Origin of the sequence: Streptomyces sp. ML-6 (assembly GCF_030116705.1) — a bacterium.
Lineage (GTDB): Bacteria > Actinomycetota > Actinomycetes > Streptomycetales > Streptomycetaceae > Streptomyces.
Map to the genome: position 1 here is coordinate 4,309,047 of NZ_JAOTIK010000001.1, position 12,794 is coordinate 4,321,840.

Below are 12,794 nucleotides of genomic sequence, written 5' to 3' on the forward strand. Positions count from 1 at the left end.
TTCGAACTGTTTTCCCCGTGGTGCAAACCGTTCGCCCCCCGGCGACCTTCGCTTCCATTATGTGGGGAGCTCAGGAATGAGCGGAAGAAACAGGGGATCCGTGGTTCTCGAACGGGGGACGCGGCATCGGAAAAAGGGGGAATCGCATATGCGCAAGGTCCGGAACGCGATCACCAGGACCGTCGCGGCAGCCGCCGTGCTCGCCGCCGGTTCGGTGCTGACGCTCGGCGGGAGCGCCGCCGCGGCGGGAGCGGCGGCCACGATCCACGGCTGCCCGTCCGGGGCCGTCTGCCTCTACCCGAACGGCAGCTGGGCCAACGACAAGCCCACCTACATCTTCTACTCCTACGGCGTCCACAAGATCTACAACCAGTACGGCGTCAAGCGGATCTACAACCACCAGACCGGCGGCGCCACCGCCCGCAACTGCTATGACGCGGCCGGCAACAACTGCGGCGGGCACCAGAAGGCCAACACGTACGCCGACTACGACTACACCCCGTACAACTCCATCCGGCTCGTCAAGTAAGGGTCGTGCGGGGCGTCCGGGCCGTCCGGGGCGTCCGGGCCGTCCGGACGGGGTGAGGGCTCCGGTGTTCCTGGAGATCCGAGGGGTTCCCGGTGAGGGTTCTCGCTGAATCCCGCCCAGGGCTTGCGGGGGAATCGAAAGTCGATTCCCCCGCAAGCCTTTTCGAGTTTTCTGCTCAGGATCGCAGGGATCCGGCATGTGCGCGGCACGTTTTCTTCGGGATGTACGCCAGTGTGTGCGCCCGCGCGTGCGCCGGGGCGGGAAAGAGGCGGGAAGCCAGTGGGAAGTCGGCGGGAAGTCGGCGGGAAGTCGAGGGAAAGTTGGCGGGAATCGACGGGGGTCGGCGGGAAGGAATTCGTGGAATGTGGCGAAACGTTCGGCCGAATGGTCAGCGGGCCGGTCGGCGGAACGATCCGAAGCGTTCCGCGATGAGCGGGAGCCGGTCGGCGGCCAGGGCGTGCGCGGCGGCCCGGGGGGTGCGGTTCTCGGCCTCGGCGCGGGTCAGCACCAGATCGACCAGGGTGCGCATCGACCGGCGGGTGTGGGCGAACGCCTCGTCGGCGTCGGCGCCGATGTCCCCGAAGAGCGTCCACCACCACCAGGCGTTGGTGCCGGAGTTGACGACGACGTCCGGCAGGACGGTGATGCCGCGGGCGGCGAGCAGCGCCTCCGCCTCCGGGAGCACCGGCATGTTGGCGGCCTCGACGACCCAACGGGCGGTGATCCGGGCCTGGTTGGTGGTGTCGATGGCGTACGAGACGGCGGCCGGCACCAGCACCTCCGCCCCGGTCGTCAGCCAGGCGTCGGCCGGCAGCTCGCGGTCCTCGGGGCGGAGTGCCGCACGGTCCACCGCGCCGTGGCCGTCGCGGGCGGCGAGCAGCGCCTCGACGTCCAGTCCCGCGGGGTTGGCGACGGTGCCCTTGACGTCGGCGACGGCGACGACGCGCAGTCCGGCCCGGTCCAGGAAGCGGGCGGTGGCGCCGCCCATCGTGCCGAAGCCCTGCACCGCGACGCGGATGCCCCGGTGGGCGACCCCGGCCCGGTCCAGCGCGGTGAGCACGGATTCGGCGACGCCGCAGCCGCCCACCAGTTCGTCCAGGCCGATGCCGTCCACGTCGATGGCGAAGGCGTCGGCGAGGCGCCGCCGGGCGGCCTCCTCGTCGTCGAGGAGCGGGTACACGGCCTGGATGGAGGAGTCCAGGCCGGCCTCGGCGGCGGCCCGGTCCACGAGGTCCTGGGTCAGCCCGAGGTCCTCGCCGGTGGTCCAGAACTGCTCGACGTAGGGGCGCACGGCACGCAGGTAGCGGACGAGGACACCGTAGGCGGCGGGGTCGCGGGGGTCGCAGTCGATGCCGCCCTTGGCGCCGCCCAGCGGGATGTAGCGGTTTCGCGGGTCGTAGTGCAGCACCTCCTTCATCGACATGCCCCGGGCCAGGCCGGTGACCTCCTCCAGCGTGCAGCCGGCGCGCATCCGCAGGCCGCCGCTGGAGACGCCGCGCACCAGCCGGTCTATCACCAGGTGCCCCTGGTGGCCGGTCTCCTCGTCGGTCCAGGTGAGGGAGACCAGCGGGGTGAAGGGGGATATCGGCGGGGGGAGGGGGGAGGCCGGCGAGGCGGTCGGGGACGTGGTCGGGGAGGTGGTCATCGCGGGAGCTCCTGGGGGACGGTGATGAGGGTGGGGCCCGGGGTGTCCAGGGCCCGGCGCAGGGCCCCGGCGAGCGCCTCGGGCGAGTCGGCGCGGGTGCCGTGGCCGCCGTAGGCGCGGGCCAGGGCGGGCAGGTCGACCCGCGGCAGGTCCACCGCGATGGGGCGGTCGCCGCGGGACACCATCTCGTCGCGGATCTCGCCGTAGCCGCCGTTGTCGAAGACCACGACGGGCAGCGGGAAGCCCAACTGCACGGCGGTGGCCAGTTCCTGCACGGAGAACTGGAGGCCCCCGTCGCCGCTCAGCGCGACGACCGGGCGGGTGGGGTCGGCGACCTTGGCGCCGATGGCGGCGGGCAGCGCGTAGCCGAGCGTGCCGAAGCCCGTCGGGTGCAGGTAGCGGCCCTCGGGGGTGATCGGCAGGTGCGGGAGCGCGCCGTAGTAGCAGCACTGGGCGCTGTCGGAGGTGAGCACCGCGTTCGCGGGGAGCACCGACCCGATCGCCGCCAGGTACGGCAGCAGATGCGCGTCCCGGCTGTGGGACTCGGCGTTCCGCTCCTCCCGCAGCGCGGCGACGACCCGGTGGGCTTCGACGGCCTGGTGCGCTTCCACAGCCTGGGACGCTCCGGCGCGCGCGGGGTCGGCTTCGGGGCGTGCGGGGTCGGCTCCGGCGCGCGCGGGGTCAGGGGCGGATTCGGACAGGGCCGCGATGAGGGCGTGCAGGGTGGGGCGGGCGTCGCCGACCAGGGGGACGTCGGCGGGCGGTTCCGCGTACATCTGCGCCGGGTCGATGTCGGCCCGGACGAGGGTGCCGCCGAGCGCGGGCAGCGGCTCCCACAGGTCGGACTCGGCGAGTTCGGTGCCGACGGCGAGCACCACGTCGCACTCCGCCAGCCAGTGCCGCACGGCCGGGCTGTGCAGGGAGACGCCGAGCGACAGCGGATGGGTCTCCGCGACGATCCCCTTGCCGTTGGCCGAGGTCACCACGGGCGCGCCCAGTTCCACGGCCAGCCGCAGGCACTCGGCGGCGGCCCCGCGCGCCCCGCCACCGAGCACGATCCCGGGCCGCACGGCCGCACGCAGCGCCCCGGCCGCCGCCGCGAGCGCGTCCGGGTCCGCCGCTGCGGGGGAGAGGGGCGGGGCGGTCCGTACCGGTCCGGCCGGTTCCACGGCGGTGAGCAGGTCCAGCGGTATCTCGATGTGCACGGGCCGGGGGCGCCGCGTGCGGAAGAGGGTGAAGGCGCGGGCGACCGCCGCCCCGATCTCCTCGACCGAGGACACCCGGTGGCTGACGGCCGCGACGTCCCGCAGGACCTCGGCCCGGCCGCGCGTCTCGTGCAGCAGGCCGGTCGACTGCCGGGGGTGGCGCAGCGGCATGCCGGGCGAGACGACGAGCAGCGGAACGCTGTCGGAGTACGCCTGGCCGACGGCGGCCGCGATGTTCAGCAGGGCCGGGCCGGTGGTGGTGATCGCCACGCCGGGCCGGTCGCTGACCCGGGCATAGGCGTCGGCGGCGTAGCCCGCGCCCTGTTCGTGGCGGGGGTTGACGTGGTCGATGCGGTGGGCGGCCAGATGCCGGTAGATCTCCAGGTTGTGGGTACCGGGGATGCCGAACGCCCGGGTCACGCCGTGCGCGGCGAGCGCCCGCACCAGGGCCTCCCCGCCGGTGAGGTCGTTCCGCGAGGGCCGGGCGCGGGTGGCCGCGGGCGGTTCGGGCGGGGTTTCTCCAGGCACTGCACGGGCTCCTTACTGAATGAGCAGTCAGTATTTGGAGTGTGGGCGGCCCCTGTCAATGCGCGCGAGTACTGAACATTTGTTCAGTTGTGGGGGTGAGGTCGCGCCACTGGTCAGGCGGGGGAAGGAGAGGGCGGACGCCGCGGTGCGGGGGCGGTCGGACCGTTCGGACTGTTCGGGCCGTTCGGCCTATCCGTCATATCGGCCGTCATTCGGATGCGTACGCCGGACGGTGGGCGGGCGGCGGTCACGGTGCGTGTCACGTCCGGCGGCCGGGCCGGATCCCTACCTTGCCCGGCATGAGGCTGAGACATTTCGATGCGCCGACCAGGAGTCGGGTGCGAGGGCGTGGGCAGGGTCGGCTGGGGCGGTTGGCCGCGGGCGGGCTGGGAGTGCTGGCGTTGGTGGCCACCGGTCTGGGGCTGCCCGTTCAGACGGCCGCCGCGCAGCCCGCGGGCGTACCGCTGGTGGACGAGACGTTCACCGGGGCCGACGCCATCGCGGAGTTCGAGGCGTTCGGGCCCGCCTGTCTGACCGGTGCGCCCGAGGCCCCGGCGCCCGGCCCCGGCACCCACCCGCTCACCGGCTGCCCGGCCGGCGCGACCGGGCCCGTCCCGCCGAACGACGCCGCGCCGCACGGCTACCTCCGGCTGACCGACGCGTCCAACGACCAGTCCGCCGCGGTGCTCTACAACCACGCACTCCCGGCGAACCAGGGGCTGGTCACGACCTTCGACCAGTGGCAGTACGGCGGGACGACCAACCCTCCGGCCGACGGCATCTCGTTCTTCCTCATCGACGGCGCCGCCTCGCTGACCGCGCCCGGGGCCTTCGGCGGCAGCCTCGGCTACGCCCAGAAGCTCCCGGACGACAACCCGGACGCGACCTTCCTGCCCGGGGTCAACAGCGGTTACGTGGGCGTCGGCCTGGACGTCCTCGGCAACTACTTCGGCGACTGGGAGCACCGCGGCAACGGCTGCGCCACCCGCTCCCCGGCCGGTACGGCCTTCCGCGTCCCGGCGCCCGGCGCGAACATGGTGACGCTGCGCGGTCCGGGCGACGGCACCGAGGGCTACTGCTTCCTCGACGCGACGACCAGCAACTTCTCGACGACCGGGCCCTGGCCCTCCACGCTGCCGGGGCAGTTGCAGGGGCCGACCACCTCGATCCCGGCGGACGCCACGCCGCAGGAGGCCGAGGCGCTGCTGGAGCCCTCGCGCCGCACGGTGACCGTCGAGGTCTCCCCGGCACCGAACCCGGTGATCACGGTCTCGATCGACTTCCACGACGGCAACGGGACGCAGCAGGTGCTGTCCACCCCGGCGCCCCAACCGGTGCCCTCGACCTACAAGTTCGGCTTCGCCGCGTCGACCGGGCTGTTCACCGACGTCCACCTCATCCGCAACCTCAGCGTCCATCCGGCCGCCGAACTGCCCCAGCTCAACCTGGTCAAGCAGATCCCCTCGGACCCGCCGCTGCCGACCCCGGTGACGCCGGGCACCGAGGTGCCCTACGAGTACGTGGTGACCAACAGCGGCAACGTCCCGCTGACGGACGTGAACGTGACCGACGACCGGGTCACCGGCATCACCTGCCCGAGGACCACGCTCGCCGTGGGCGAGACGATGACCTGCACCGGCAGCTACACCGTCACCGAGGCGGACGGCGAGGCCGGTTCGATCACCAACACCGCCACCGCGCACGGGCTGTCCGGGGACGACCCGATCGACTCACCGCCCGACGACGTCACCCTGGAGACCCGGGCCGGGCCCGGCATCCGGCTGGAGAAGTCGGCCGACGACACCCGCGTGTACGAGGTCGGCGAGGAGGTGACGTACACCTACACCGTCACCAACACCGGTCCCGAGCAGCTGACGGACCTCTCGATCGCCGACGACCGGGTGACGACGGGTGTGACCTGCGGGGCGACCACGCTCGCCCCGGCCGGGCAGGCCGGTGACAGCACCACCTGCACCGGCACCTACACGATCGCCGACGCCGACGCCGAGCAGGGATCGGTCACCAACGTCGCCACCGCGCACGGGCGGTCCGGGGGCGCGCAGGTGCAGTCGGCGCCCGACGACGTGACCGTGCTGGTCGCCTCCGAACTGGGGCTGCGGCTGGAGAAATCGGCCGACGACACCCGGGTGTACCGTCCCGGCGACGAGGTGACGTACACCTACACCGTCACCAACACCGGCAACGCCACACTGACCGGCGTCGGCGTCACCGACGATCTCGTACCGGACGTGACCTGCCGGGCGACGACGCTGGCCCCGGGGGCCTCCACCACCTGCACCGGCACCTACACCGTCACCGAGGCGGACGCCGCGCGGGGCACGGTCATCAACGTGGCCGCCGCGCACGGGCGGTCCGGCTCCACCGAGGTGGTGTCGGAACCCGACGAGGTCATCCTGAGGGCCGGGACCGAGCCGGGGCTGCACCTGGTGAAGACGGTGGACGCCTCGCGCGTGTACCGGGTCGGCGACGAGGTGACGTACACGTACACCGTCACCAACACCGGTTCCCAGGAACTGACGGGGGTCTCGGTCACCGACGACCGGGTGACGACGGGCGTGACCTGCGGGGCGACCACGCTCGCCCCGGCCGGGCAGGCCGGTGACAGCACCACCTGCACCGGCACCTACACGATCACGGCCGCCGACGCCCGGCGCGGCGAGGTGACCAACCTCGCGGTGGCCACGGCCGAGAACGGGACCGTCCGGTCGAACGAGGACCGGGCCCGCGTCACCGTCGGGAAGAAACCGTGCGAGGGCAAGCACTGCAAGCCCAAGCCGGACCCGAAGCCGAAGCCGTGCCCCGACAAGCCCGGTAAACCGGGTAAGCCGAGCAAGCCCGGCAAGCACCACAAGGGCAGCGAGCACTGCAAGCCCGAGCCGAAGCCGTGCCACGGCAAGGATCTCTGCCACGTGAAGTGACGCGCCCGCACCGGGCCGGCCGAACGCGTCGTGGGCCCCGCCACCACCCCGGTGGCGGGGCCCACGCGTCGTTCCGGTCGTCAGTGCCGCCCGGCCAGCCGGTCCGCGAGCTTCGCGACCGGGTCCGTGCCGGCCCGCGGCGAGGTGAGTTCGCGGCGGTCGGCGGAGCGGTAGGCGGCGTACATCCCGTGGACGCCGATCCAGCGGAAGGGCTCCGGCTCCCAGCGGCGGACCTTGTGGCCGACCCAGGGCAGTTCGGTCAGTTCGGTGGGGCCGCTCTGGCCGGAGTCCTGCTGGATCAGGTCGCGCAGGGTGCGGGCGGCGAGATTGGCGGTGGCGACGCCGGAGCCCACGTACCCGCCCGCCCAGCCGAGGCCGGTGGAGCGGTCGAGGGTGACGGTGGCGCACCAGTCGCGGGGGACGCCGAGCACCCCCGACCAGGCGTGGTCGATGCGGGCGCCCGCGGTGGTGGGGAAGAGCCGGACGAGGATCTCGCGCAGCGCCTCGACGGTCGCGGGCCGGGTGCGGCCGTCGTTGTCGGTGGCCGAGCCGAAGCGGTACGGGACGCCCCGGCCGCCGAGCGCGATCCGGTCGTCCGCGGTGCGCTGGGCGTACATGTAGGCGTGCGCCATGTCGCCGAGGGTCTCGCGGCCGTCCCAGCCGATGGTGTCCCAGACGGACTGCGGCAGCGGCTCGGTCACGATCATCGAGGAGTTCATGGGGAGCCAGGTGCGCCGCTGGCCCTTGAGGCTCGCGGTGAAGCCCTCGGTGCAGCGCAGGACGTACGGGGCGCGAACGGTGCCGTACGGGGTGTGGGCGTGCTTGGGCCTGATCTCGGTGACGGGCGTCGACTCGTGGATGGTCACGCCGAGCGCCTCGACGGTCGCGGCGAGGCCCTTGACGAGCTTGACCGGGTGCAGCCGGGCGCCGTGCGGGGTCCAGGTGGAGCCGACGGCCCCGGTGACGTTGACGCGTTCGCAGGTCTCGCGGGCGCCGCGCAGGACGCGGTCCGTCTCGCCGAAGGCGATCTCCACCGAGTGGAAGTCCTTGAGCCTGGCCAACTGAGCGGGCGTGTAGGCGACTTCGAGGACCCCGCCCCGGTGGATGTCGGCGTCGATGCCCTCCTCGGCGGCCACCCGCACGACCTCGTCGACGGTCTCGTTCATCGCCTGCTGGAGGCGGACGGCGGCCTCGTGGCCGTGGAGCTTCGCATAGCGGTCGCGGCCCGCGATGCCGTTGTAGAGCCAGCCGCCGTTGCGTCCGGAGGCGCCGTATCCGCAGAACCTGGCTTCCAGGATGGTGATGTTGAGGAAGGGGACGGCCTTCTTGAGGTAGTAGGCGGTCCACAGCCCGGTGTATCCGCCCCCGACGATGCAGACGTCGGCGGTGGTGTCGCCGGGCAGGGGCTCCCGGGCGGGGGGAGTGCCCTGGTCCGCGTACCAGAACGATATGCCGCCGTTGACGGTGCTGACGGTGCTCATGCTGCCCCTGGTTTGTCCGGTGTGACGCCGTCCGGTGTGACGCCGCGGCGTGGTGAAGGGTGTGTGCTCTCCGGGCGGGACGTTACTGCGCCGAGGGGGCTCTCGTCCCGGTCCGGGCTGTCTGCGGTCGTCACCAGGTCCGGCCCTCGGGACGGGGCGGACCGGAACAGACGTTCCCGTTTACCCTGCCCCCATGATTCGTACCGCCACCCCTGCCGACGTCCCCGTCATCCACGCCATGGTCCGTGAGCTGGCCGAATACGAGAAGGCCCTGGACGAGGTGAGGGCCACCGAGGAGCAACTGCACGAGGCGCTGTTCGGCGAGCGGCCCGCCGCGTACGCGCACATCGCCGAGGACGACGACGGCGAGGCGGTCGGCTTCGCGCTGTGGTTCCTGAACTTCTCCACCTGGCGCGGGGTGCACGGCATCTACCTGGAGGACCTGTACGTACGCCCGGAGCGGCGCGGCGGCGGGCACGGGAAGGCGCTGCTGACGGAGCTGGCCCGGATCTGCGTGGAGCGCGGCTACCAGCGTCTGGAGTGGTCGGTCCTGGACTGGAACGCCCCGTCCATCGCGTTCTACGAGTCGCTGGGCGCCCGGCCGCAGGACGAGTGGACGGTGTACCGGCTGACGGACGGGGCGCTGGCCGGACTCGGCGGGCGGTGAGCCGGGACGGCCCGCCCCCCGACGGGCCGTCCCGGGGTCTGGAGCACCCGGCTTCGCCGTTCGCAGGTCCGTGCGGATCCGCGGCGGCCTGGTCGGGGCCGGGCTACCCCGCCGTCGCGGTGCGACGGGTGCGGCCGGTGCGGGGGCGGTGGGTCTCCGTCGCCCCGGTGGCGAGCAGGGCCGCCTCCAGGCCGCTGTTGAACGACACCTCGCTGAGCAGGCCGGGCGCCGCGACCTGGTCGCCCGCGAGGTAGATGCCGTCGCCGCGGTCGATGGCGGGCCGGTCGCGCCAGGTGGTGCCGGGCCGGTCGACCGCGCCGGTGCGGCCGGACGAGGTGGCCTCGCGCCGCCACTCGACGCGCTCCCGCCAGCCGGGGAAGCCGAGGTCGAGGACCTCCTCGGCCCGCGCGATGCCCAGGGACCGGGGTTCCTCCGGGGCGAGGGGGAACTGTCCCTGGACGAGCTGCTGCCCGGCGGGCGCGAGGGTGCGGTCCTGGGCGCTGAAGCGCTCGATCCAGCCGGGGGCGTCCAGGTCGGACACGGCGAACGCGTCGCCGCGCCGGGTGCGCAGGGCCAGGTCGATCAGGGCGGTCCTGCCGCTGTCCCAGACCAGCGAGGAGTCACCGAGCAGGCCGCGGGCCGAGTCGAGGGAGGTGGCGACGACCACCGGACCCTGCCGGCTCAGGTCGGCGAGGCCGGCGGCGTCGACGCGGGACGCCGTCTCGACCCGGACGCCGAGGTTCCAGGCGCGGGCCGCCATCCGGTCGATGACCTGGGCCCAGCCGCCGACGGGGTAGCGGGCCTCGGGCGGCAGCACGGCGGCGCGGTGCAGCCGCTCCTGGACGAACGCGGCGGAGAGCGCGCCGGGGTCGTGGTGGAAGAGCGCCACGGCGGCGTAGTGCGAGGCCGTGCGGGCGGCCTCCTCGCCGACCTGCCCGGTCGCCCAGGTGCGGAAGTCGACGTCGACGGGGGCGTGTTTCGCGCCCCGGCGGGCGAGCCGGAGGAGGGCGAGCGGCGGGACGCGGCGCAGGGCGCCCCCGAGCCGGAAACGGAGCCTGGCGCCTTCGAGGGGCGGCACGCCGACGACGGCGCCGAGGAGCCCCCGCCGTTCGAGCCAGGCCCAGTGCGGACCGCGGGAGTAGAGGGCGTGCGGCCCCTCGTTGGTGAGGTACCTGCCCTCGGCGGTCCTGGCCCGTCCGCCGGGGGTGTGGTGGGCCTCGTGGAGGGTCACCCGGACGCCGGACTCGGCGGCGGTGATCGCCGCGGTGAACCCGGCGAGGCCGCCGCCGATGATGTGGATGCGCTGCATCTCCCGGTCTCCTTCTCCTTTGCTGGAGCGTGCTGCCGCCCCCTGGACGGTTCGCGGGGCGCGGTTCGTGACATCGGGGCGGGGGCGTTGTCAGTGGTGTGGGTCACGATGGGGGCATGGCACGCAGCAGCAGGAAGACGGACACCCTCGCGACGGCGCGGCGGCCGCAGGTGCGGCTGCCGCCGCTCGTCCCGTACGGCGGCGCGGGACTGGAGCCGGACGGCGACTACGACGGGGTGCGGTTCGAGGGGACGGACCTCGCGGACGGCTCGGGCCCCGGGGCCCGGTTCATGGACTGCGCGCTGGACGGCTGCGTGCTGGACCGCACGGAGCTGGGCAGGGCCCGGTTCATCGACTCGGTGCTGACGGGCGTACGGGGCGTGGGCACCGACCTCGCGGGGGCGTCGCTGCGCGACGTGGAGGTGGTGGACGCGCGGCTGGGCGGGGTGCAGCTGCACGGCGCGGTGCTGGAGCGGGTGCTCGTGCGCGGCGGGAAGATCGACTACCTGAATCTGCGGAAGGCGCGGCTCAAGGACGTGGTGTTCGAGGGCTGTGTGCTCTCCGAGCCGGACTTCGGGGACGCGCAGCTGACGCGGGTGGAGTTCCGCGACTGCGTGCTGAGACGGGTCGACTTCAGCTCCGTGCGGATGGACGCGGTGGACCTGCGCGCGGTCGCGGAGCTGGACATCGCGCGCGGGGTGGAGCGGCTGTCGGGCGCGGTGATCAGCCCGGTCCAGCTGATGGAACTGGCACCCGCGTTCGCGGCGCAGATCGGGGTGCGGGTGGAGACGTAATGACCATGCCATGACCACGGACCGGGCGGGGGCCTGCGCGGGCTGGGCTGGGATGGACGGGACTGCGGTACGGGTACGGGCCCGGCCCGGCGCCCGGGTACGGGGCCCGCGGGGGTACGAGCCCGGCGGGGCACGGCGGTCGGCGCCCGGGGTACGGGGGCCCGCGGGATCAGATACGGGGGAAGCGGGCCTGGAGGTCCCAGATCACGGGGTTGTCGGCGAGCCCCTCGTGCATGTCGGAGAGGTCGGCGATCAGATCGTGCAGGAAGTCGCGGGCTTCGCGGCGCAGCAGCGAGTGGCTGAAGGTGAGCGGGGGTTCGTCGCCGGGCATCCAGTCGGCCTCGATGTCCACCCAGCCGAAGCGGCGCTCGAAGAGCATCCGGTCGGACGACTCGGTGAAGTCCAGCTCGGCGAACTGCTGCCGGTGCGAGCGGTTGCCGCGCGGGTCCTGGTCGATCTGCTCGACGATGTCGCACAGCGCCCACGCGAAGTCGAGCACCGGCACCCATCCCCAGGCCGTGGAGACCTCGCGGTCCTCCTTGGTGTCCGCGAGGTAGACGTCCCCGGAGAACAGGTCGTGCCGCAGCGCGTGGACGTCCGCGCGGCGGTAGTCGGTCTGCGGCGGATCGGGGAAGCGCCGGGAGAGGGAGTAGCCGATGTCGAGCACGCTTCGATGGTGTCATGCCCGCAGGACCGTCAACGCCGGGGCGGGCCGGTGCGCTCGATCAGGTGAGAGATTGGGGAAACCCGAATTCTGCATATGACAGGCACATATCTTTCTGTGCATGGTCAGTTCACCTCATGAAGCGCAGCATCGGATTTTCCAGGAGAATCCGACGCTGTTCACCAGCGCTTTCCGGGCGCTGGGTGTGCCTTTTCCGGAGCCGGTCGCCGTTTCCCTCATGGATACGGACCTGACCGAGCTGCGTCCCGTCGAGCGGCACGTCGACACGCTGTTGCGGATCGATGTCGTGGGTGGCAGCTGCTACTTACTGGCGATCGAGGCGCAGGGCAGGAAGGACCCGGAGAAGCGGAGCAGTTGGGCGTACTACCTCGCCCACTTGTACGCGAAGTTCCGTTACCCGCCGGTGCTGCTGGTGGTCTGCCGGGACAAGGCGACCGCCGAATGGGCGGCCGAGCCGATTCGCATCGGGCTGGAGAAGCACCCGAGCCTTGCCGTCTTCCCCCTGGTCCTGGGGCCGCACAACGTTCCCCCCGTGACGGACGCCGCGCGGGCCGCCGAGGACATCCCCATGGCGGTGTTCTCGGCGATCACACATGGTAACGATCGGGACATCGCTGTCATACTGGAAGCCCTCGCCCTGGCGCTCAGGGCCACGGACGCCGATGCCGCGGCGATCTTCGCCGAATTCACCGAGGCGGGGTTGGGTGACACCCCGGCCCGCGAGATCTGGAGGAATTTGATGAGCACGAGCCTCAGCCACTTCCGCGGCATCGTCGCCGAGAGTTTTCGCAACGAGGGACGCGAAGAGGGCCGGGAAGAAGGCCGGGAAGAAGGCATCGCGAAGGAGCGTTCCCTGAGCGTGCTGCGGATGCTGGACCGTCGGGGCGTGGCCGTGAGCGACGCCGTCCGGGAACGGATCGGCTCGTGCCGGGATCTGCGGACGCTCGACCTCTGGGTCGACCGGGCGTTCACGGTGAAGACGACCGACGAACTCCTCGACGAGGGCTGACGG

10 protein-coding genes are annotated in these 12,794 nt (G+C 72.7%); 5 read left to right on the forward strand and 5 right to left on the reverse strand.

Annotated elements, in window-relative coordinates; translation table 11 throughout:
• The first annotated feature begins 148 nt into the window (after positions 1-148).
• Positions 149-529, forward strand: a complete 381-nt coding sequence (locus OCT49_RS19145; RefSeq protein WP_283853076.1) for a hypothetical protein — start codon at positions 149-151, stop codon at positions 527-529.
• Positions 530-917: 388 nt separating this feature from the next.
• Here OCT49_RS19145 and OCT49_RS19150 read toward each other — a convergent pair whose 3' ends face one another.
• Together OCT49_RS19150 and OCT49_RS19155 are read right to left on the reverse strand one after the other, a co-directional pair.
• Positions 918-2,174 (reverse strand): Glu/Leu/Phe/Val dehydrogenase dimerization domain-containing protein, encoded by a 1,257-nt coding sequence (locus OCT49_RS19150; protein ID WP_283853077.1) that lies wholly within the window; start codon positions 2,172-2,174, stop codon positions 918-920.
• Entirely contained in the window at positions 2,171-3,907 is a 1,737-nt protein-coding gene (locus OCT49_RS19155) for a thiamine pyrophosphate-binding protein (protein WP_283853078.1), read from the reverse strand. Before OCT49_RS19155 ends, OCT49_RS19150 begins: the two co-directional genes overlap by 4 nt.
• Positions 3,908-4,206: 299 nt before the next feature.
• On the opposite strand from OCT49_RS19155, the gene OCT49_RS19160 reads away from it, so the two are divergent.
• The gene (locus tag OCT49_RS19160; protein WP_283853079.1) at positions 4,207-6,846 is read left to right on the forward strand and encodes a CLIPPER-2 domain-containing protein; all 2,640 of its coding nucleotides are present in this window, start codon (positions 4,207-4,209) and stop codon (positions 6,844-6,846) included.
• An 80-nt stretch (positions 6,847-6,926) separates the two neighbouring features.
• Here OCT49_RS19160 and OCT49_RS19165 read toward each other — a convergent pair whose 3' ends face one another.
• Positions 6,927-8,327 (reverse strand): NAD(P)/FAD-dependent oxidoreductase, encoded by a 1,401-nt coding sequence (locus tag OCT49_RS19165; RefSeq protein ID WP_283853080.1) that lies wholly within the window; start codon positions 8,325-8,327, stop codon positions 6,927-6,929.
• Between the two features lie 193 nt (positions 8,328-8,520).
• On the opposite strand from OCT49_RS19165, the gene OCT49_RS19170 reads away from it, so the two are divergent.
• Positions 8,521-8,994 (forward strand): GNAT family N-acetyltransferase, encoded by a 474-nt coding sequence (locus OCT49_RS19170; RefSeq protein WP_283853081.1) that lies wholly within the window; start codon positions 8,521-8,523, stop codon positions 8,992-8,994.
• A gap of 103 nt (positions 8,995-9,097) precedes the next feature.
• Here OCT49_RS19170 and OCT49_RS19175 read toward each other — a convergent pair whose 3' ends face one another.
• Positions 9,098-10,303 (reverse strand): NAD(P)-binding protein, encoded by a 1,206-nt coding sequence (locus tag OCT49_RS19175; RefSeq protein WP_283853082.1) that lies wholly within the window; start codon positions 10,301-10,303, stop codon positions 9,098-9,100.
• A 116-nt stretch (positions 10,304-10,419) separates the two neighbouring features.
• Here OCT49_RS19175 and OCT49_RS19180 point away from each other — a divergent pair, with 116 nt between their 5' ends.
• A complete protein-coding gene (locus tag OCT49_RS19180; RefSeq protein ID WP_283853083.1) occupies positions 10,420-11,097 on the forward strand; it encodes a pentapeptide repeat-containing protein in 678 nt (225 codons plus the stop codon).
• Between the two features lie 169 nt (positions 11,098-11,266).
• Here the strand turns inward: OCT49_RS19180 and OCT49_RS19185 are convergent, their stop codons facing one another.
• Positions 11,267-11,764, reverse strand: a complete 498-nt coding sequence (locus OCT49_RS19185; protein WP_283853084.1) for a hypothetical protein — start codon at positions 11,762-11,764, stop codon at positions 11,267-11,269.
• 118 nt (positions 11,765-11,882) lie between these two features.
• On the opposite strand from OCT49_RS19185, the gene OCT49_RS19190 reads away from it, so the two are divergent.
• Entirely contained in the window at positions 11,883-12,791 is a 909-nt protein-coding gene (locus tag OCT49_RS19190; RefSeq protein ID WP_283853085.1) for a hypothetical protein, read from the forward strand.
• Positions 12,792-12,794 lie beyond the last annotated feature (3 nt).

Bases quoted from the DNA above. Each gene is read 5' to 3' on its own strand.
- OCT49_RS19145 (WP_283853076.1), top strand. From the start codon at position 149: ATGCGCAAGGTCCGGAACGCGATCACCAGGACCGTCGCGGCAGCCGCC.
- OCT49_RS19150 (WP_283853077.1), bottom strand. From the start codon at position 2,174: ATGACCACCTCCCCGACCACGTCCCCGACCGCCTCGCCGGCCTCCCCC.
- OCT49_RS19160 (WP_283853079.1), top strand. From the start codon at position 4,207: ATGAGGCTGAGACATTTCGATGCGCCGACCAGGAGTCGGGTGCGAGGG.
- OCT49_RS19165 (WP_283853080.1), bottom strand. From the start codon at position 8,327: ATGAGCACCGTCAGCACCGTCAACGGCGGCATATCGTTCTGGTACGCG.
- OCT49_RS19170 (WP_283853081.1), top strand. From the start codon at position 8,521: ATGATTCGTACCGCCACCCCTGCCGACGTCCCCGTCATCCACGCCATG.
- OCT49_RS19175 (WP_283853082.1), bottom strand. From the start codon at position 10,303: ATGCAGCGCATCCACATCATCGGCGGCGGCCTCGCCGGGTTCACCGCG.
- OCT49_RS19180 (WP_283853083.1), top strand. From the start codon at position 10,420: ATGGCACGCAGCAGCAGGAAGACGGACACCCTCGCGACGGCGCGGCGG.
- OCT49_RS19190 (WP_283853085.1), top strand. From the start codon at position 11,883: ATGGTCAGTTCACCTCATGAAGCGCAGCATCGGATTTTCCAGGAGAAT.